The sequence below is a fragment of the Bacteroides sp. Ga6A2 genome, assembly GCF_000702225.1.
Lineage (GTDB): Bacteria > Bacteroidota > Bacteroidia > Bacteroidales > Bacteroidaceae > Ga6A1.
The window spans coordinates 1-20,368 of the sequence record NZ_JNKX01000037.1; the positions used below are offsets into that span (position 1 = coordinate 1).

At 47.6% G+C, this 20,368-nt stretch carries 25 protein-coding genes; 20 read left to right on the top strand and 5 right to left on the bottom strand.

The genetic code is table 11. The features are described 5' to 3' along the window. Window positions 1-267, top strand: a 267-nt coding sequence (locus T538_RS18945; RefSeq protein ID WP_231497097.1) for a hypothetical protein, incomplete at its 5' end; no start/stop codon positions are given. A gap of 115 nt (window positions 268-382) precedes the next feature. Here T538_RS18945 and T538_RS0110175 read toward each other — a convergent pair. The 3 genes from T538_RS0110175 to T538_RS0110185 are packed head-to-tail and all read right to left on the bottom strand — an operon-like array spanning window position 383 to window position 4,436. Beyond that, window positions 383-1,996 carry a hypothetical protein gene (locus tag T538_RS0110175; protein ID WP_034538996.1) on the bottom strand — a complete coding sequence of 538 codons (1,614 nt, stop codon included), beginning with the start codon at window positions 1,994-1,996 and terminating at the stop codon, window positions 383-385. Next, window positions 1,996-3,024 carry an HlyD family secretion protein gene (locus T538_RS0110180; RefSeq protein ID WP_031533676.1) on the bottom strand — a complete coding sequence of 343 codons (1,029 nt, stop codon included), beginning with the start codon at window positions 3,022-3,024 and terminating at the stop codon, window positions 1,996-1,998. The genes T538_RS0110175 and T538_RS0110180 overlap by 1 nt, the downstream gene beginning before the upstream one ends. 14 nt (window positions 3,025-3,038) lie before the next feature. Next, a complete protein-coding gene (locus T538_RS0110185) occupies window positions 3,039-4,436 on the bottom strand; it encodes a TolC family protein (protein WP_081834949.1) in 1,398 nt (465 codons plus the stop codon). Window positions 4,437-4,839: 403 nt separating this feature from the next. Here T538_RS0110185 and T538_RS0110190 point away from each other — a divergent pair, with 403 nt between their 5' ends. The 17 genes from T538_RS0110190 to T538_RS0110270 all read left to right on the top strand — a co-directional run bounded on the left by T538_RS0110190 (window position 4,840) and on the right by T538_RS0110270 (window position 16,261). Continuing rightward, window positions 4,840-5,166, top strand: coding sequence for an ArsR/SmtB family transcription factor (locus T538_RS0110190; RefSeq protein ID WP_031533678.1), 327 nt, complete (start codon window positions 4,840-4,842; stop codon window positions 5,164-5,166). Window positions 5,167-5,212: 46 nt separating this feature from the next. Then, the gene (gene trxA, locus T538_RS0110195) at window positions 5,213-5,515 is read left to right on the top strand and encodes a thioredoxin (protein ID WP_031533679.1); all 303 of its coding nucleotides are present in this window, start codon (window positions 5,213-5,215) and stop codon (window positions 5,513-5,515) included. Window positions 5,516-5,519: 4 nt separating this feature from the next. Next, window positions 5,520-5,723 carry a 4Fe-4S binding protein gene (locus tag T538_RS0110200; RefSeq protein WP_031533680.1) on the top strand — a complete coding sequence of 68 codons (204 nt, stop codon included), beginning with the start codon at window positions 5,520-5,522 and terminating at the stop codon, window positions 5,721-5,723. 45 nt (window positions 5,724-5,768) lie between these two features. Continuing rightward, entirely contained in the window at window positions 5,769-6,347 is a 579-nt protein-coding gene (locus tag T538_RS0110205) for a 4Fe-4S binding protein (protein WP_031533681.1), read from the top strand. 1 nt (window position 6,348) lies between these two features. Beyond that, entirely contained in the window at window positions 6,349-6,738 is a 390-nt protein-coding gene (locus T538_RS0110210) for a C-GCAxxG-C-C family protein (protein ID WP_031533682.1), read from the top strand. 15 nt (window positions 6,739-6,753) lie between these two features. Continuing rightward, complete coding sequence (locus T538_RS0110215) at window positions 6,754-7,074, top strand: DUF4491 family protein (protein WP_031533683.1); 321 nt, start codon at window positions 6,754-6,756, stop codon at window positions 7,072-7,074. Continuing rightward, window positions 7,064-7,315: a hypothetical protein gene (locus tag T538_RS0110220; protein WP_031533684.1), complete on the top strand. Its 252-nt coding sequence runs from the start codon at window positions 7,064-7,066 to the stop codon at window positions 7,313-7,315. Before T538_RS0110215 ends, T538_RS0110220 begins: the two co-directional genes overlap by 11 nt. A gap of 1 nt (window position 7,316) precedes the next feature. Then, window positions 7,317-7,799 (top strand): DUF456 domain-containing protein, encoded by a 483-nt coding sequence (locus tag T538_RS0110225; protein WP_031533685.1) that lies wholly within the window; start codon window positions 7,317-7,319, stop codon window positions 7,797-7,799. Between the two features lie 15 nt (window positions 7,800-7,814). Then, window positions 7,815-8,198 (top strand): NifB/NifX family molybdenum-iron cluster-binding protein, encoded by a 384-nt coding sequence (locus T538_RS0110230; protein WP_031533686.1) that lies wholly within the window; start codon window positions 7,815-7,817, stop codon window positions 8,196-8,198. Window positions 8,199-8,340: 142 nt separating this feature from the next. After that, complete coding sequence (locus T538_RS0110235; protein ID WP_031533687.1) at window positions 8,341-9,498, top strand: FprA family A-type flavoprotein; 1,158 nt, start codon at window positions 8,341-8,343, stop codon at window positions 9,496-9,498. A gap of 6 nt (window positions 9,499-9,504) precedes the next feature. Further along, window positions 9,505-10,422 carry a tRNA-dihydrouridine synthase family protein gene (locus T538_RS0110240; RefSeq protein WP_031533688.1) on the top strand — a complete coding sequence of 306 codons (918 nt, stop codon included), beginning with the start codon at window positions 9,505-9,507 and terminating at the stop codon, window positions 10,420-10,422. A gap of 5 nt (window positions 10,423-10,427) precedes the next feature. Continuing rightward, the gene (locus T538_RS0110245) at window positions 10,428-11,183 is read left to right on the top strand and encodes a DNA alkylation repair protein (RefSeq protein WP_031533689.1); all 756 of its coding nucleotides are present in this window, start codon (window positions 10,428-10,430) and stop codon (window positions 11,181-11,183) included. A 117-nt stretch (window positions 11,184-11,300) separates the two neighbouring features. After that, window positions 11,301-11,567: a DUF1294 domain-containing protein gene (locus T538_RS0110250; protein ID WP_031533690.1), complete on the top strand. Its 267-nt coding sequence runs from the start codon at window positions 11,301-11,303 to the stop codon at window positions 11,565-11,567. 81 nt (window positions 11,568-11,648) lie between these two features. Next, window positions 11,649-12,368: a DUF4919 domain-containing protein gene (locus T538_RS0110255; RefSeq protein ID WP_031533691.1), complete on the top strand. Its 720-nt coding sequence runs from the start codon at window positions 11,649-11,651 to the stop codon at window positions 12,366-12,368. Window positions 12,369-12,554: 186 nt separating this feature from the next. Then, window positions 12,555-13,442, top strand: a complete 888-nt coding sequence (locus T538_RS0110260) for a helix-turn-helix domain-containing protein (RefSeq protein WP_031533692.1) — start codon at window positions 12,555-12,557, stop codon at window positions 13,440-13,442. A gap of 22 nt (window positions 13,443-13,464) precedes the next feature. Continuing rightward, entirely contained in the window at window positions 13,465-15,228 is a 1,764-nt protein-coding gene (locus tag T538_RS0110265; RefSeq protein WP_031533693.1) for a 1-deoxy-D-xylulose-5-phosphate synthase, read from the top strand. 79 nt (window positions 15,229-15,307) lie between these two features. Then, window positions 15,308-16,261, top strand: coding sequence for a DUF362 domain-containing protein (locus tag T538_RS0110270; protein WP_031533694.1), 954 nt, complete (start codon window positions 15,308-15,310; stop codon window positions 16,259-16,261). 58 nt (window positions 16,262-16,319) lie between these two features. Here the strand turns inward: T538_RS0110270 and T538_RS0110275 are convergent, their stop codons facing one another. Then, window positions 16,320-17,018 carry an energy transducer TonB gene (locus T538_RS0110275; protein WP_031533695.1) on the bottom strand — a complete coding sequence of 233 codons (699 nt, stop codon included), beginning with the start codon at window positions 17,016-17,018 and terminating at the stop codon, window positions 16,320-16,322. Window positions 17,019-17,197: 179 nt separating this feature from the next. Between T538_RS0110275 and T538_RS0110280 the strand changes: the two genes are divergently transcribed. Further along, complete coding sequence (locus T538_RS0110280) at window positions 17,198-18,082, top strand: cation diffusion facilitator family transporter (protein ID WP_031533696.1); 885 nt, start codon at window positions 17,198-17,200, stop codon at window positions 18,080-18,082. 13 nt (window positions 18,083-18,095) lie between these two features. Continuing rightward, the gene (locus tag T538_RS0110285; protein ID WP_031533697.1) at window positions 18,096-18,599 is read left to right on the top strand and encodes a hypothetical protein; all 504 of its coding nucleotides are present in this window, start codon (window positions 18,096-18,098) and stop codon (window positions 18,597-18,599) included. 363 nt (window positions 18,600-18,962) lie between these two features. Here T538_RS0110285 and T538_RS0110290 read toward each other — a convergent pair whose 3' ends face one another. Next, window positions 18,963-20,342, bottom strand: coding sequence for a C1 family peptidase (locus tag T538_RS0110290; protein WP_031533698.1), 1,380 nt, complete (start codon window positions 20,340-20,342; stop codon window positions 18,963-18,965). Window positions 20,343-20,368: the final 26 nt, after the last annotated feature.

The window sequence follows — 20,368 nt, forward strand, 5'->3', positions numbered from 1 at the left end:
AGCGTTACTCCGCGGCTCCGAGTTTCATATGACTTGTCGGGTTGCCGCGTCCGTGAGACCTCCCCAGTTAAGAACATACTCTTTCCATCTTATCTCTGCATGATTTACCTTTGCAAGTTCCGGATAACTATTGGGCTTTGTCTTCTTGTGCAGACTCACCACACTTGCACCGGCCTTATATCATGTTCTTGTGCATCAGAGCAGATGTTTGACTCAGACTTCCTTCAGATTCCGCGTCGCCACGGACACCCTTGTCTTTGGCTGTAGCCTTCCCGTTATCAGGGCGGCTTGGGGACTTGCACCCGTTAGAGTATGCCCATGCTGGGCGAACACAAATAAGAGGATGTGCCTATTTTGACACACCCTCTTTCTTTTTACAACACTATTGCAGTCTTAGTTTCTTCTGAAGTTTATTGAAGCCGCTAAGCGTTCTTGCTCCAACAACAGACCATGCCGGCATTTTCTTGATTCGATGTCTGACAAGCGGACGGTCCCACAACACGAATATGGCAATGAACATCAAACATACCCATATTGTCCATCCGTAGAGAATCTTTACGGTTTGGGCAAGAAGCAACTCGACCATGCCTTTCATATACAAGCCCAAATCGAACGGAGACTGTGAAAAATCTACCAGATTTATATATCCGTTGTAGCGTGCAAAGCCATCGGCAACATAATAACCTATGCCCTTTGCAAGTATTGCTCCGCCAATAGAGCCTCCGCCAAACATGTGAAGAAAATTAAATATACACAATGCCTGAAAGAAATGCTCGAACGACATAACTTCGTGCAGACACCACATCAGAGCGATGCACAAAACGGCATATCCAAAGCCACGGCAAATAAGCGGCGGAACCAACTGATAATATCCAACTTCAGGACTTACAAGAAGATAAAATCCAAGGCAATACAGACAGATGAAAGTCATACCTATGCCGATGAGCCGATACTGACTCCACCGCATGAGTTTTAGCCATCCGAGGGAGAACAGGCAGCCTGCATAAACTCCTATGAGCGACCATTGGTTGAGCGTTTCGCAAGTCAAATCGCTATAGTGCATAACTTCCTCGTAATAAATCGTTTCCAGCACATGCTCGACCGACATTATACACTCGAACAAAGCCACGAAGAATATTATTGGCCGGAAGTATCTGTAACGAACAATCTTTGGCGAAATGAATGGCGACGGATGACTTTTCATGCGCATCATATTCACAGCAAGAGTAAGGCAAGCCATGCCAGACATAGCGCATATACGCGAAGAATGAAACCAGTCGAGCCAATCGCCATAATTCAGAAGCCATGCCACTTCGAGCCAGAACGACAGCCACAAAAAAGCTCCAAACCAATCAATTCCCCTAAACGGCACACGGCGGTCGGGTGGCATTGGACAGAATGGTCGCGTTAGCAGAGCCTGAATGATTAGCACGACAAACATCAGCGCAATGACAAGCCAATGCATAAGTCTCCAATGTCCGTAGAAAGCAAATGCAGCGGAAAGCCAGCCTGCTCCTTCGATGGCTGTGAGCAGAATGATGTGAAGCAACGGAAAGAACACGGCAAAATCACGCTTCGGAGTCATCCACAACTGAATGTTCGACATACACTCGAACGTGCCTTGAATTTTCGCCATTCCGCAGACAATACACACCAATCCCATCAACGGAAGCGGCAAGCGAAGCATCGTCAGCAGATTTCCGACGAGAATAACGGTTGCCGACGTCATAAGCAGAAACTTATTTGTGAACCGAAACTTGGTACGAAACAGGACTGGGAACCAGATTGCCATTCCGGCAAGATTGCAATACATCAGCATCGTAACATCCTCGCGATACCACGTATTCTCTCCAATCATATTGTTCATCGCCCCCAAGTAAATGCCTCCGCTGAACTGAAAGCAGAATGCAAGCACTACATAAATCCACGGACGAATAGGCTTTGGAACCCAGTCGTGGTACATTGGCATTGCAAAAGGCGGAATCTTCTCTTCCATCAGTACAGCACCTCACATTCTACATTCATGCCGGCGCGAAGTTTGTCGCGGCAATCATCCTTTGCAAACCTGATGCGAACGGGAACGCGCTGCTCAACCTTCACGAAATTTCCCGTTGCATTATCCTGCGGAATCATAGAATATGCCGAACCTGTGGCGTCACTTATGCGCTCCACCTCGCCCTCGAACTCAACATCAGGAACGGCATCGACCCTCATTCTTACCTTTGAGCCTACGGCAATGTTAGGCATCTGAGTTTCGCGGTAGTTTGCAACCACCCACATATCCGTTCCGTCAACAATATTGCACATTGTCTGCCCCGGCTGGACAAGTTGTCCCTCGTGAATATCTTTATGACCAATAACGCCATCGGCAGTTGCGATAATAACCGTGTATGACAGATTAAGTTCGGCCAAATGTACGGCAGCCCTTGCCGCATCGATGCCAGCCTGCGACTGAGACAGACGATGCCCCTGCTCGTTCTTGACCGATGCCAACGACTCTTTCTGATGCTTTACAGACTCGTAGCGAGCCTTTGCCGCCAGATATGCTGTATGCACACCATCGTATTGCTGACGGGTTACGGCATCTTTATCGAGCAGAGCGGCATATCTGTCATCTTCGCGCTTAGCATTTTCCATCTGCACACGAATTTCTTCGATGCCTGCCGATGTGGCACTTATGTTTGCCGATGTTGTTGATATTCCTGCTGTTGTTGCCGAACTTCCAGCCATTGCGTTGGCAAGATTCGCCTTTGCTTGGGCAAGAGCAAGGCGGAACTCAGCATCTTCGATTATTACAAGCGTATCGCCTTTACTTACATGCTGATATTCTTCGAAACGAATTTCCTTGATGTATCCCGGAACGCGCGAATTTACTGGCGTTATGTGCTGTTCTATATGAGCATTATCTGTAAACTCGACATTGCCAAAATGAACAAAATTCTTAACAACAAGGCACACTCCAACAACAATGAGCGCACCGATAATAAAATTATATGCTATTCTTACAAATTTAGTATTTTCCATAAAACTCGTATATTTTAAATATCTCCTGCTATGTACTTTAAGCGGTACAACGCGCTTACAACGCTTATCCTTGCATTTTCGTACTGAAGTTCGGCATCGAGACGAACGTTTGCAGCATCGGTCATGTCGGTTACAAGAGCCAAGCCCTCGTTATAGCGGTTTGCTATCACGTCGTAGTTCTGACGGGCCAGTTCCATGCTCTTCTCGCGTGTGCGAAGTTCGGCCTGAACGGTCAGCAAAGCAACATAGGCTGCATGAACGGCATCGCCAATACCTTCTTTAGCCACTTGCGTCTGTTCCTCGGCAAATTTTGCGGCAACATCTGCTGAGCGCACCTTCTTCTTGCCTTTGTAAAGCGATGAAATATCGTATTTGACGCCGATGCCAACAAACCAATAGTTAAAATTCTTATCAATTGGCGGAACCTCAATTAGGATTGGACCATTAAGATGATTCTCTGCCACAAGAGCGATTTTTGGCATCAATGCCGAACGTGTTATTTTCTGCTGAATACGGCTCATATCAGCGGCGGTGTAGGCCTTTTTCAGACTGCTGTTCTCGGCAGTTGCAAGAGTCTGCCAATAATCTTCGCATTGCAGAGAACTGATTTCGAAAGCCTCGGCAGGAAGTATCGAGCCGATGTCATCACCGTTATTTAACGCAGTCTTCATCTGCTTCTCAACAATATTCATCTGGTCGTCCAATACTGTTTTCCGAAGAATCATCTGCTCTCTCATCAGCTCATATCGGGTGATGTCGTTTTTCAGCACAACGCCAGCATCGTGTCGGTTTCGAGTGCGCATAATCAAAGTATCTACAAGCGCGATGTTTCGGTCTACCACATCAAGTTGGTTGGCAAGACTGTGACGCTGCAAAAACAATCCGGCAAGCAGCAAGTGAACACCCCGACGGTTTTCTTCTCCGTCAATCAGCGTCATGTCCCTGCCCTTTTCAGCCATGCGAATGCCACCCGAAAGGGCTCCGCCGCTATACACAATCTGCTGCGCTTCGAGCGAGAAGTTATTTCCGAAATGCGGCATATCAGCCTTGGTGTATTCGCCGAATTTTCTGTTCCACAACTGTCCGTCGCCAATATACGAGAACGAGAGCGATGCGTTTACATCGGGCAACCTCTGCGCCTTTGCCGACAACACATCAGCATCAGCCTTCTGCAATGCCGTGCGATAACTGTTTATACTTGTATTATGCTCGTCTGCCGTACGGAAAAGAGCATTCATACCATTCGTCAATGCCTGCGACTGTGCAGACATACCCATACAACGAAGCGTCGCCATGCCTAATGCAAAGCAACGTAACATTGTAGTTCCGCGATGTTTAAATGGGATTTTCTTACTGTAATACTTTCTATTATCTAATAACACAATCTTCAACTTTCCTATAATCTTCGGCATCTTCGTTGATACTTACGAATAAGAAAGCGTTTGCAAAATTACAATTCTTTTTTTTAATATAACAAACGCACATACCAAACTTTTAACATTTATTAACAATTCACAGAAGACAAGACTTACAGAAAAATCGGTAAAAAGTAACTTTCAGAATACGGGATAGGTTCGGGATAGGTTCGGAATAGCAAGATGGTAGCAAGAAGATACCAAGTAGGTAGGTTCGAGATGCATATATTGATACAATTACAAAGAATTCAACAATATTTATTTGGACAAGAGGCATAATATAATGTGAATTCTGCTACTGCAAGTCATTGTTCGTAAAAAAACAAACATTTTCAGCGAAAAGTTTTGCTGTCCGAAATATTGTTCGTATTTTTGCAAACAGAAATCAAAACCAATAACAATGGCGAAGAACAAATATTGCATAAAGGCAGAGACACTCGCACGACTTGCAAAGGCTCTGGGACATCCGGCACGAATTGGAATAATGCAGTTTCTGGCTAAAAGAAACGAATGTTATTTTGGCGACATCTACGAGGAACTGCCGATAGCAAAAGCCACTGTAAGCCAGCATCTGAAGGAGCTGAAGGATGCCGGACTTATTCAGGGCGAGATTGAGCCTCCGAAGGTCAAGTATTGGATAAACCGCGAAAACTGGGAATATGCCCGCGAGTTGTTCAACGACTTTTTCAGCATGGAACTTTGCAAAAAAAACGATTGCAGCGAATAGAACGATATTGTTCGTTATTTTATAAATCACAAACACTTTAAAAGAAATGGAAACTTTCAACAACGTTATTCAGAGTGACCAGCTTACTTTGGTCGATTTTTATGCAACATGGTGTCAGCCTTGCAAAATGATGCACCCGGTTTTAGAACAACTAAAGGAAGAACTCGGCGATAGCATCAGAATCATTAAAGTTGATGTAGACAAGTACGGCGACACGGCTGCACAGCACCACATTCAGTCGGTTCCAACTCTGATGTTATTTAGAAATGGCGAAGCGTTATGGCGACAGAGCGGAGCAATGCCGAAATCTCAACTGAAGCAGATTGTAGGACAGTTTTTGAACAGATGAGACGATGGGCAAATTTATAGCGTGCAACGAGAAAGACCGATGCGTGGCGTGCGGAGTATGCGTAAAAGCGTGTCCGCGCGATGCCATCTCGGTTTACAAAGGATGCTATGCCGTTGTAGATGAGGAGAAATGCATTGGCTGCGGACTCTGCGAAAAGGCTTGTCCGGCTGGCGTAATGCACAAAGTTGCAAGAACGGCAGAAAAATAAAGCATCGGTTTTATTAAAAAAAGGAAAAACTCGACAGACTAAAAAATGAAGAAAAAGAAAAAATGGAACGACTATCTGTGGATAGTCTCGGCAACATATTTCACGCTCGGATTCCTCAACATCGTATTTGCGTGGCTCGGGCTGATATGTTTTGCCATTCCGCTTGCCATGGCGATTTTTGGAGGTACGAAGGGATATTGCAACAACTATTGCGGACGCGGACAACTCTTTCTGCAAATAGGCAACTCGCTCGGATGGTCGAGGAAGAAAGTAGCTCCGAGATGGCTGTCGTCGAAATGGTTCAGAAACGGTTTTCTAGCATTTTTCATGTTCTTCTTCGTACAGATGATATACATCACCGTTCAGGTGGCGCACGGAGCACGCTCGCTCTCGCAGACAATCCATCTGCTATGGACGATGAACGTTCCGTGGCACTGGGCATATCCGGTAGAGATTGAACAGTGGAAGGCTCAGTTTGCTTTCGGACTTTACGGAATAATGCTCACGTCGCTCATCGTCGGAATTGCGCTCACCATCATCTATCGTCCACGCACTTGGTGCGTATTCTGCCCTATGGGCAACATGACTCAAATGATTTGCAAACTTAAAAACAAAGAAAAATAATATGGAAACAAGAAAATTCGATGCTGCCGAGAAGAAAAGATGCGGCTCGCACAACTGCGCACAGGCCGTTCTGTGCTCATACTGCGACCTCACAGGCATTGACGAAGAAACATCGCGCAACATGACAACCGCCTTTGCCGCAGGAATGGGCAACATGGAGGGCACTTGCGGAGCGATTGTCGGAGCTGGCATCGCCCTGAGCCTCATCACCAAGGACAAAGCCAAGGCCGTGAAGGGAATGCGCGAGATTATGACGCGCTTCGAAGAGCGCAATAAGGCTATTCAGTGCAAGCTTCTGAAGGGAGTTGAGACAAAGCAGGTGCTGAGAGAATGTCCCGACTGCGTGGCTGATGCGGCAGAATTTCTTGAAGACATTATAAACACAAAATAAAACATAACATACAAAATGAATTACATTGGACTGATTACGGCCGTGGCAACATTCCTCATCATCGGAGTGTTCCACCCTATCGTCATCAAGGGCGAATACCACTTCGGAACACGCCCGTGGTGGGTATTTCTGCTCCTCGGACTGGCATTCATCACCGGTTCGCTATTTATCGAGAATTCTGCGGCAAGCACTATTCTGGGCGTTATAGGATGTTCTTTTCTGTGGAGCATTCTTGAACTTTTCGAACAGAAAGAGCGCGTTCGCAAAGGTTGGTTCCCGATGAATCCTAAACGCAAGGACGAATACAAACCAAAGAAGCAAAAAGATGAAGATTAAACAACTTTTGCAAGGATTGTCGTTCAAGACGGGAGTGATTATCCTTGCGCTCTGCATTCCGTTCTACATTATTTCGTTCGCGCAGATGGCTCTGTCTATCAGCACCGAGATGAAGGGCGTGCTGTGGTTCGTATTCTTCGGGCTGGCAAAAACTTTCCAGTACGGCGGACTCACGATTCTCGGCGTGGACGGCTGGAAAAGGCTGAAGGCCTACTTCGGCAAAAACGAAGAAACAGAATGATATGCAGACAATCATCTTCATCATAGCCATCGTTTTGTCGGTTGTGGGCATCATCGGCTCGGTGCTGCCTGCCCTTCCGGGACCGCCGATAAACTTTGCAGCACTGCTTCTGGTCTACTTCGGAGCGGACGGAAGCATCGGTACGACAACGCTGATAGTTATGCTGGCTCTGACGATTCTGGTCGTAGCGTTCGACTATGTTGCGCCCGTGTGGTTCACCCATGCCGGCGGCGGAAGCAAACTGGCAACATACGGCTCAACTGCCGGACTGATTGTCGGACTTTTCTTCATGCCGTGGGGAATGATTGTCGGTCCGCTCATCGGTGCAATCATCGGCGAACTGATTGCCGGGAGCAACATCGGCAAATCTCTGAAAGTAGGGCTGTTATCATTCCTTTCGTTCATCGTAACAACCGGAATAAAAGTCGTTCTTTCGGTAATAATGACAATTTACATCGTAAAGGCAGCCATCGCTGCCATATAAACAAAAAAAACAGTTATGAAACAGATTGCAATTCCAACTCGCGACGGCATGGTAGACGACCACTTCGGACACTGTGCCTATTACACAATCTTTCAGATTAACGACGAGAACAAGATTCAGAAGAGCGAACGTCTCGACTCTCCGCAGGGCTGCGGATGCAAGTCGAACATTGCAGGCACTCTTCAGGAGATGGGCGTAAGCGTGATGCTTGCCGGCAACATGGGACAAGGTGCATTCAACAAACTGTCGGAACACAACATCAGCGTTATTCGCGGATGCAGCGGAAAGGTTGAGGACGTGGCGCAAAGCTATCTCAACGGCAGTCTGACTGACTCAGCCGAGATGTGCGACCATCACTCTTGCGGCAATCACGAGCACGAGCACGTGTTCAAGATTTAAAATCCGAGACCTAATGGACATTTTGTTGAGCGAAATGTGCATTAGGTCTTTTTTTTCTTTTTCTGAACGGCGAGTTATTGAAAAAATACACTAATTTTGCCAAGATAAAAAATTTGATTAACCATATTAAACCTAAGAAACAATGAGTAAAATAACTTATATCGGGGTTGACGACAAAGACCTCGACCTGTTCGAAAGTCAGTATGCCGTTCCCGAAGGCATGTGCTATAACAGTTATCTTGTTGAAGGCGAAAAAATTGCCGTGATGGACTCGGTTGACAAGCGCAAGACCAACGAGTGGCTCGACAAACTTGCTGCCGCCCTCAATGGACGCACGCCCGACTATCTGGTTGTACAGCACATGGAGCCAGACCACAGCGGCTCGGTTGCAGCATTCTTGCAGAAATATCCTTCGGCAACCATTGTATGCAGCGTTCAGGCACAGAAATTCATGCTTCAGTTTAACGATAATCTGAAGGCTGAAATACAGATTGTGAAAGAGGGCGACACCATCGACCTCGGAGCAGACACCGTGCTGAAATTCTTCACCGCACCGATGGTTCACTGGCCAGAGGTAATCGTTACGTATCTCGAGAGCGAGCAGACACTCTTCTCTGCCGACGGATTCGGAAAGTTCGGCGTTTACGATGCCGACCCTGACGACTGGGCCTGCGAGGCACGCCGCTACTACTTTAACATCTGCGGAAAGTACGGCAACAATGTTGCTGCCCTTCTGAAGAAGGCCGCCAACCTTAAAATCAGCCGAATCAGCCCGCTTCACGGTCCGGTTCTCGAAGGCGAGAAACTTGCCGAGGCTCTCAGACTTTACTCAATATGGAGCGCATACGATGTTGAGACTCCGGGCGGAGTGCTTGTTGCATACGCATCAATACACGGAAACACAGCCGTTGCTGCAAACAAGATTTCCGAGATGCTGAAAGCCAAGGGCGCAGCCAAGGTTGCAGTTACCGACCTCTCGCGCGATGACATGGCAGAGGCCATCGAAGATGCCTTCCGCATGGGCGCGCTCGTGCTTGCATGCGCAACCTACGACGGCGGAATATTCCCTCCAATGCACAACTTCCTTCACAAACTGACAATCAAGGGCTTCCAGCGCCGCAAGGTCGGACTCATCGAGAACGGCACATGGGCTCCGCAGGCTGCCAAGGTTATGCGCGGAATGCTCGAAGGATTGAAGGATGTAGAAATCGTTGAGCCTGTCGTAAGCCTTCGCAGCAGCATGAAAGAAGAGAACGTGGCACAGCTCGAAGCTCTTGCCGATGCCATTGTTTCAAAATAAACAGAGATGAAGATTTATTTTGCTCCGCTGCAAGGCTTTACCGAAGATGCCTACCGCCGAATCCACAACTCGATTGTTGGCGGCGTTGATGCCTACTACACGCCTTTTATAAGAGTCGAGAACGGAAAAATCCGTCCGAAAGATTTGCGCGACATCCGTGCAGAGTTTAACGATGGCGTGAACGTCGTTCCGCAGGTCATAGCATCGTCGGCGCAGGAGATGCGGCTCACTCTCAGCGCAATTGCCGAGAATGGATACAGGCGCGCCGACATAAACATGGGCTGCCCTTTTCCGTTGCAGACAAGGCACGGACGCGGTGCAGGACTTCTGCCCAATCCGCAGAAGATAGCCGAAATAATGGCGGTGGCAGAGGAGTACGATAATATCGAATTTTCAGTAAAGATGCGCCTTGGGCTCGACGGCAAGGACGAGTGGAAAGAAGTCCTTCCGCTGCTGAACAAGGCTCATCTTTCGCACATCACACTTCACCCTCGCATTGCATCGCAGCAATACAAGGGCGAAGTTGATTTGCAGAGTTTTGCCGATTTTGCAAGCCTGTGCGAGCATCCGCTCGTCTACAACGGCGACATCTGCACCACCGATGACATCAATCGGATAAACCAGTCATTCCCGAATCTGAAAGGCATAATGATTGGGCGCGGACTGCTTGCCCGCCCTACCCTCGCCCTCGAATATCGCAACGGCGAGGAGATGACGCCATCGGCACGAATCGCCACAATAAAGAAGATGCATTCGGCACTTCTGGCTCACTACGAGAGGATAATTCCGGGCGAGGCTCAATGCCTGAACAAAATCCGCACTTTCTGGGAATACATGGAGCCTGAACTGGGCAAGAAAGCGCACAAAAAGATTATGAAGGCAGGAAACATGAAAAACTATCTTGCCGCCATTCAAAATATCTGACTAAAATGAAAGCCGAAGACGTGATAGAAACCATGGAGTCGATGCTCGACAGCGACCAGCGCACCGTTCTGATGCGATTTTTCAGAACGGCGAAGGGCGAATATGGCGAGGGCGACGAGTTTCTGGGAATCAAGACTCCGCAGACAAGAAAGGTTGTGAAAGAATGTAAGAGTCTGCCGATGAGCGAAGTGCCCACTCTGCTGAAAAACAAGTGGCACGAGGTGCGTCTCTGCGGCTTGCTGATTCTTGTAGACCGCTTTGAAGCTGCCTGCAAGAAAAAAGTTGCCGACACCGACGAAGCCACAGCCACACGCGACGAGATTGTGCAGATGTATCTTGCTCACACCGACTTCATCAACAACTGGGATTTAGTCGACCTCACTGCACCGAAAATCATCGGTCAGTGGCTCACGCTGAAATCGAATCTTGGCGACGACGGCTACAAAATCGGCACGCTCGACAATTTAGCAAACAGCAATCATCTGTGGCAGCAGCGCATTGCGATGGTCAGCACCATGTGGACATCGGCAACGGGCAATCCGTTTTTCTGCATAAGATATGCCGAGATGCTTCTGCACCACAGGCACGACCTTATCCACAAAGCCGTTGGATGGATGCTCAGAGAGATGGGCAAGCGATGCGGAACCGACATTCTGCGCGATTTTCTGCGCCAGCACATCGACACAATGCCTCGTACAACGCTGAGATACGCCATCGAAAGACTAAGTCCAAAAGAACGGGCGATGTGGATGAAAATGTAAAACACGAAAAAAGAACGGAATGGCGAGGAAAAAATGAAAAAAACAGCCTCCGAAATTCGTTTAGTTTACGCAAATCATTATCTTTGCGCAGTAATATCATAAAAAAAACAGGTAAATATGCGATACGTACTTTACGCTTTGTTAGCATTTAACATACTAACGTTCATTATATACGGAATAGACAAACTGAAGGCAAAACAGCAATGGAGCCGCGTTTCCGAGGCAACGCTCATCTTGCTTGCCTTGGCAGGCGGAAGCATCGGAGCATGGCTGGGAATGAAAATCTGGCATCATAAAACGCTGCACAATCAGTTTAAATACGGCATTCCGGCAATAATCGTCCTGCAAGCAATATTGGTAGTTTACTTTATGTTTTTCAGGTAACGCACTTGCACAAAGCACCATAGAAGCATTTTATTTTTCGTTTAATCTATATCATCAAAACCAATCTAACAAAATACGAATATGAAAAAAAGCATAATCATCGCAATGATTGTATCCGTATTCGTCAGCATAAACGCAAACGCACAAATCGACATCGTTTCGGTAAACTGGAAGGAGGTCGAGGCGATAGCCAGACAGAAGCCAGACAGCATAAAGAGTCTGGTGAAGAAACTTACCGCCAAGGAACTCGACAACACAATGACGCTGCAACAAAAGGTTCTTGCATACTGCGGGCAGTCGTACATCAGCAAAAGTCAGGAGACGGCAGTTTTCAACGACATGATGCTTGCACGCGACCGAGGCGAAAACGACAAGACCATAACAATGGCGCAGAAGGTTCTGGAAACCAATCCACTGAATCTCACGGCAATAGATGCCATCGTCAGCACCATTCAGAAGATGGAAAAAGAGAAGAAAGACGTCAGTTCGTATGCAAACATAGACAAAAAGCATTACAGAGTTGTACTGAAACGCATACTCAGCACCATTGCCGTAACGGGCGAAGGCTCTAAGGACAAGCCGTTCCAGACAACATCGATAAGCGACGCCAAGGATTTCATGAAATTGCATCTCGAACTCGACACTCCGACATCGCACAGCATAAACACCAAAGGCAAATCGCCCGAGGTAATCTTCAAACTGAAGGAAACGAGCCAATATTACAGCGAGAAAAGCATCTGCTTTGATCTTACTCGCATTCAGGAACTTGACGGAACGGTTACCACACGAACCGAACTTTAATCCGTTCCGTAAATTTGGTAACTTTTACCGAAATACGGGTATAGTCGTTTTACTGATATAACATTACTTTTGCAGAAGAAAAAGAAACATTCTACGCTCATGCTCTTCTGCACACTTTTGGCTGTAAAAAAGCCAGTGCCCGAGTCTTTGAGCAGATGACATAAACCCATTAAAAATCATCGCACAATGAAAGAAGTTTATTTCGACTCGGTACAGAAATACAACGATTACTACGGATTCGAAACCCTGCATCCGCTGGTGAGCGTTGTGCGAATGGACAAACCGTACGTTCAGGAAGAAATGACGATGCGATGCGGATTGTACATGATATTCTTGAAAGAGAACAAAGGCTGCAAGTTGTCTTACGGCCGCACAAAGTACGACTTCGACGAGATGACAGTCACCTCGTTCGAGCCGGGACAAGTTATTCACGTTGAGCAGAACAGCAACATCGTTCCAAAGTGGACAGGACTGATTTTCCACCCCGATTTTCTGGCACGCACCAACCTCGGAAAGCACATCTCGCGCTACGAGTTCTTCTCGTACACAAGCAGCGAGGCCCTGCATCTGTCTGCCGCCGAAGTCGAGATATTCCGCGGAGTGCTCGGCATGATTCAGCAGGAACTAAATCATGCCATCGACAAGCATACGCGCGAACTTATTGTAAGCAATATCGAACTTCTGCTAAACTACTGCCTGCGATTCTACGACCGCCAGTTCATCACGCGCGAGGAGATTAACCACTCGGTGGTGCAGAAATTCGAACAACTCCTGAAAGAATACATCCAGACATCTGCTGAAAAGAAAGGACTTCCGACGGTGGCTTACTTTGCCGACAAATGCAATTTGTCTACCGGATATTTCGGCGAGTTGGTAAAGACAGAGACCGGACGCACCGCCAAGGATTTCATCAGCAGCAGAATCCTTTCGGCTGCGAAGGAATATCTTAGCAGCGACCTCATGACGGTTACGCAGATAAGTGCCCGACTGGGATTTGAATATCCGCAGCACTTCGTCCGTTTCTTTAAAAGATACACAGGAATGACTCCGAGCGAATTCAAGAAAGTTAGTTAGAAACACACAAAAAACATTAAATATGATTATCGAGAAAATAAAGTCGCCTGCCGATTTGAAGAATCTGAGCATCAGCGAATTGAATCAGGTAGCAGACGAGACACGACAAGCAATACTCAACCGCGTGAGCAAGCACGGCGGACACATTGGACCGAACCTCGGATTTGTAGAGGCAACGGTGGCTCTGCACTACGTTTTCGACGCTCCGAAGGACAAGTTTGTGTTCGACGTGAGCCACCAGAGTTATCCGCACAAGGTTCTGACTGGGCGCGCCAGCGGATTTCTTGGCGATGTTGACGACATGAACGCCATCAGCGGATACTCATCGCCAGCCGAAAGCCCTGTTTACGACAATTTTGAGGTTGGACACACTTCAACCTCAGTATCGCTTGCCACAGGTTTGCAGAAGGCGCGCGACATCAACGGAACAGACGAGAACATCATAGCCATCATCGGCGACGGCTCACTAAGCGGCGGCGAGGCTTTCGAAGGTCTCGACACAGCATCCGAACTTGGCACGGGCATCATCATCGTGGTAAACGACAACGAAATGAGCATTGCCGAGAATCACGGCGGCATTTACAAGAATCTTAGCGCGCTGCGCCAGAGCAACGGACAGTGCGAGCACAACTGGTTCAAGGCGTGGGGATTCGACTACAAATATCTTGAAGAAGGAAACGATGTTGAAAAACTCATCGAGGTTTTCAAGAGCGTGAAGGGAACGAAAGTTCCGACAGTCGTCCACATTCACACCGAGAAAGGCCGAGGCTTTGCACCTGCCGTTGAGCACAAGGAGCAGTGGCACTGGGGAATGCCGTTCAACATCGAGACGGGCGAAAGTCTGTTTTCTTCAGACAGAGAAAGTTACGAAGAACTTTTCTCTAACTGGATGCTCGGCGAGATGCAGAACGACAAGACTCTGATTGCCGTAACCGCCGGAACTCCAGCCGCCGCAGGATTCGGCCCGGAAAAGAGACTGAAGGCAGGCAAACAGCACATCGACATGGGCATTGCCGAGGAACAGGCCGTAGCGATGATTAGCGGAATGGCAAAGGGCGGACTTCATCCGGTTTGGACGGTCTATTCAACCTTCATTCAGCGAACATACGACCAGATTGCGCAAGACCTATGCATCAACTCAAACCCAGCCGTGATAAACGTTGTTGGCGGTGGCGTAAACTCAATGAACGACATCACGCACATCTGTCTGTTCGATATCCCTATGCTTACAAGCATTCCAAACTTGCTCTACCTAACCCCAACTACCTGCGAGGAATATTTCGCCATGCTTAGGTGGGCAATAAAGCAAGACAAGATGCCTGTTGCACTGAGAGTGCCAACCAACGGCGTGAACCACACAAGCGAGCCTCAGCCAGCAGATTTTTCGTTCGTTCCTGAATACAAAGTTACGAAGAAAGGCTCGGAGGTGGCGATTATTGCAGCCGGCTCGTTCTATCAGAAAGGCGAAAACGTAGTCAGACTTCTGGCAGACAAGGGCATTGACGCAACACTTATCAATCCGCGCTATCTGTCGGGCATCGATGCCAAGACGCTCGACGCCCTGAAAGCCAACCACAAACTTGTCGTAACTCTCGAAGACGGCTGCAAGGACGGCGGATTTGGTGAGAGAATAGCGGCTTACTACGGCACTTCGGACATGAAGGTGATGGTGGGCGGAATAAAGAAGGATTTGTACGACCGCTTCGATGCTCAGAAACTTTTGGCAGACAACCGTCTGCTCGACGAACAGATTGTTGAGGACATCACAAACATAATCACAAAATAAATCACATCCCTTATTCTGCTGGCAGAAGAATCAGAAAAAAGTTGGCAGATAAGGGATTTTCTGTTTTCAAAAAACAACTATGAAAAGAATTTTTTCTATCATCATCGGCTCGATGCTCGTTGCATCAGCAACATGGGCGCAGAGCAAAGTGTACGTTACGCGCGACCTCTCGCCCGAATCGCTCGTCAGAATCTACCAAGCCGTTGGCAGAAAGGCTGAAGGCAGGGTGGCTGTGAAAATCAGTACCGGCGAGTCGGAAAAGACCGGATATCTCCGACCACAATTCATAAAGCCGCTGCTCGACGAGGTTAACGGCACAATTGTTGAGTGCAACACGGCCTACGGCGGAACGCGAAACACAACCGACAAGCATTGGAAAACAATCAAGCAACATGGTTTTACAAAGGTTGCAAAGGTAGATATAATGGACGAGGAAGGCTGCATGAAGATTGCCGTTCAGGACACAACGCACATCAAATACAACATTGTTGGCAGCCATCTGAAGAACTACGATTTCATGATAAATCTCGCCCACTTCAAAGGCCATCAGATGGGCGGTCTGGGCGGAGTGCTGAAGAACGCATCGATTGGCGTGGCATCATCGTCGGGCAAGGCATATATCCACACCGCCGGATATACCGACGATGTTGGCATTATGTGGAGCCACGTTCAGAATCAAGACGGCTTTTTGGAATCGATGGCTGCGGCGGCACAAGGCGTTCACAACTTCTTCGACAACGGACAGAAAATCATCTACATAAGCGTTATGTACAAAATGAGCATTGACTGCGACTGCAACGGAAATCCGGCTCCGCCGCTCATTGCCGACTATGGAATCCTTGCCTCGCTAGACCCCGTTGCGCTAGACCAAGCGTGCTACGAGATTGTTGAGGGCATTCACAAGGACGAGCACAACAACCCTCAGCCGCTGCTCGACCGCATTGCAAAACTGCACGGCACTCACACTATAGAATGGGCTGAGAAAATTGGTCTCGGCAGCAGAAAATACGAACTTGTGAGCATTGACAAATAACAGCCTGAAGCATCCGCCCCATAAAAAAGAGCGGATGCTTTCTTTCAAAGAAAAGCAGTTATTGCAGGCGGAAAGTTACAGGTACTGTGTATTTTACTCTTACCGGTTTGCCTCGCTGCATTCCCGGAGTCCATTTTGGCATCATAGATATTACGCGGAGTGCCTCTTTGTCGAGATGAGGGTCAACGCTTCGGACAACAACGGGGTCTACTATCGAGCCGTCTTTGTTTACCACAAACTGAATAATCACCTTGCCCTGAATATTACTCTCCTGAGCAATAGCGGGATACTTGATGTTGTTAGCCAGAAACTTCAGACAGGCCGCCATTCCGCCGGGAAATTCGGGCATTTTTTCAACAATCTTAAAGATTTCATTGTCTTCTATCACCTCCTCCGTTATCTTCGAAGGCTCAACCACCTTCGGGGCTGGCGCAACAACCGCCGCTCCAAGGTCTTCAGACGAAATCATGTTGTCGTTCTCTTCATGAGAGTCATCGTCAACCAATATCAACTCATCGGATATTGATTTTGTTACGGCTGGCGGCGGAGGCGGCAACGGCTGCTCCATCGTAGTACTGACAATATCGGCATCGTCGTCGAAAATTTCAGCAAAGTTGTCATAAACGCGTTCAACCACTTCGCGATTTCCGAACTCAAGCGTTGCATAGAATGCGGCAATCACAATTACTAATCCTAAAAGGTAGTTGGTCAGTTTCTTGTCTTCCAAATCTACCACAGATAATTTCTTTACTTCCATGATTCTTATTTTTTTAAAGGTTAATGAATTTTATCGTTCACAGTGCAAATGTACGCACCTCTGTGCAATCGACCTTTATTTATTTTTTTACTATTTTTTTACAGCTTTTTTACTTTTGCTTTACCTTTTACATTTTTTTTGAGTAAGTTTGCGAACCGCAACAAAACGATATAACTGTAATGAACAGAGACAAAAGAATTTACAACATAACGCTGGTCGGAAGCCTTGTAAACGCTGTGCTTATCGTGTTGAAATTCGCCGCCGGAATCATTGGCAACTCGGCGGCTATGATTGCCGATGCCATACACTCGCTGAGCGACTTTATCACCGACATAATCGTCATTCTTTTCGTACATCTTAGCAACAAGCCTGCCGACGACGACCATTGCTACGGTCACGGTAAATACGAAACCATAGCCACATCAATAATCGGCATAACGCTTCTTGTCGTGGGTGTGAAACTCGGCTGCGACGGATGTCTGAAGATTGTCGACTTCTGCAACGGAAAGCCTCTGTCCTCGCCCGGCATCATAGCCTTTGCCGCCGCCGTTACGAGCATAGTTCTGAAAGAATGGATTTACATTGCCACCCGAAAAGTGGCTCGCGAGGTCGATTCTAAGGCGCTCGAAGCAAACGCATGGCATCACCGCAGCGATGCTCTCTCGTCGGTAGGAACAGCCATAGGCATTGGCGGAGCGGTTCTTCTGGGCAGCCAATGGGCGGTGCTCGATGCCGTGGCAGCCCTCGTCGTTAGCGTATTTATTGCACTTACAGCCATCAAACTTATCCGCCAGTCGGCAGGCGAACTTCTCGAAGAAAGTCTGCCCAAAAGCACCGAAAAACGCATAATGCAGATTGCCAACCAAGACTCAATGGTTTCGGACATTCACAACCTGCGCACACGCCGCATCGGCAACCGCATAGCCATAGAGATGCACCTGCGCCTGCCCGGAAAAATCACGCTCGAGGAGGCGCACAACCACGCATCGGGCATAGAGGCGGCTCTGCGACGCGAGTTTGGAGCAAACACGCACATAATGCTGCATCTCGAACCGGTAAAATAAAAGTAAAATGATTATGACACAACAAGACGAAAGAAAAATCCTAAAAAAGATTCGCGGAATCATTGTCTTTTTCATGATTGCCCTTGCCTTGTCGGGCATCACGGCATTTCCCATAGAAACAGAACTGAACACGTTCTTTTCGGTAACAGGCATAAATTCAGAATCAGTAAAAGACTATCCCGAAATTTTCAAATTCCTTCATTATATCAAGGAGAACGTAACAGAAACAAATCAGAAAGCACCGCAATTGGCTTACGGCTGCGACTGGCTGGCATTTGCACATCTGGTAATTGCGTTGCTCTTCATCGGTCCATATCGCGACCCAGTACGCAACAAATGGGTTATCCAATGGGGAATGATTGCCTGCGTATCAATTCTTCCGCTCGCCTTCATCTGCGGCCCGATAAGGCAGATTCCGTTCTACTGGCGACTTATCGACTGCTCTTTCGGAGTCTTCGGCATCATCCCTCTTCTTCTGTGCATGAAATATATCAAGGCTCTTGAGAAAGAAATTTAGAGTTGAGATTTCTTTAGTTGAAAATTGAAAATTGAAAAACCGTGGCAAGAAAGATTCAACATAGAGGCAAGGTACGAAGTAGCTACGGAGTAGGAACGGAGTAGCTACGGGCAAGGTACGTTATAGGTTCGGTGAAGGTACGTTCAAGGTACGAGGAAACAAGCCAAAAGATACGAGGTAGAATGGAGTAGATACGGAGAAGCAAGCCGATAGTAAAGGACAAGCAAGGGACAAGAGATTAAAAAGTCCCCCAAAAATTCGCGTCAAGGTTGATTCAATATAGATTTCCCCTCCAAAAAAATAGAACTCGCAGCCGCACAAAATCAGCGGTTGCGAGTTTTTTATTAAGTCAGAAAAGATTTTTTACTCTTCTCCAGCAAACATAGGGTCCCATGCAGGCAGAAGGATTGGCTTTGTCTTAGACAACTCAATCATCTTTTCTGTAGCATACTTCTTGTTTATAACCAAGCGGAACATATATTCGTTAAACCACTCGTCGGTCATAATCAGATAGCCTTTGTGACCAGACGATGCGCCCCAACTGTTCTCAACCTTCCACTTCTTTGAATTGCCTTTCTCGTCGAGGTCAACGGCAACAAGAGTCATGGCGTGGCTCGAACCGCTGTCGTGGCTCTTCACTCTCTTCTCCTTGTCCATGCCGAAGGTTGTGCCGAACAAAGAGCCGTAGTCGTAGTTGTTAAGGTCGAGCAGACCGCGCTCGCTGTCGAGGAACTTGCCAACGTCGCATGAGAAGTACATCGCCTTACCGTCCTTTATAGATGCAATGGCAGCCTTCTTAATCTCCTCGATTGGCAGATTGAGATAGAGCCAGTTGTGTCCGTCGTATGTGTGGCGGTCGTAGTCAATCTCGTAAGTCTTCCAATACTCGTGCGACGGGTCATTCATCAGCATAATATAGTTGCTGTTGAGATCGTCGCCAATCACCTCTTTATAGAATGACTGCGGAGTATAGTGCTTCTTCTCGCCCATCAGCTTGCCGTTCTTGTCCTTAAAGGCAAAGTCGAACTCAACAGGAGGCTCGCCGTATGCCATTACGAGCATCTTGTAAACTTGCAGAAGCATCTCTTCCTTGCGCTTTATAAGCTTGTCGGCCTTTGCCTTGCTGTCGCTTCTCAGTTCCATACCAAACTCGCGCAGCTTGCTCTTGAGCTGACGGCTGAATGCCGATGTGTGGTTGGCGATGTAAGTCTCGGGCATCACGCTCTGCGGAACAACGCCGTATTTTGTAGTAAGGTCGGCAACGCCTGTGAATGTTCCGCCGTCGCTCAGCGGATTGCTGAACAGCCAATCTACCATCTTGTCGGTCATCGGCTTCTGGCGAGTATCTATAACTCCCTGAAGGAAAAGGTTCGACTTCTCGAACTGATCCCAAAAGAAGAGGTAAACCTGCGAAAAGCGGAAATCATCGAGTTTATTGTCGGCAATGACCTTAGAACGGAGCACGTTCATGCCAGTAAAGAGCCAGCATCGTCCGCTGCTCTTCTGGTCGGTTATACCTTTTACTGAAACCTCATCACTAAAATAGGTATCCATCTCGGCTGCGTTGTCCTGATTCACCGCCAGTTTCTTAATCTCGGTGCTTCCCATCGCGTTGCGGATGGCTTTCTCCGAAGCCGATAGTTTCTGAGTGCGAGCCTTGTTTATAAGCTCTGTCGAAATAGCCTGAGCCGACGCAATCTGCGCCATGCAGGCTATGCTCAAAGTTAGTACTGTTTTTCTCATTTTTTACATTATAATACTTTTGAAAG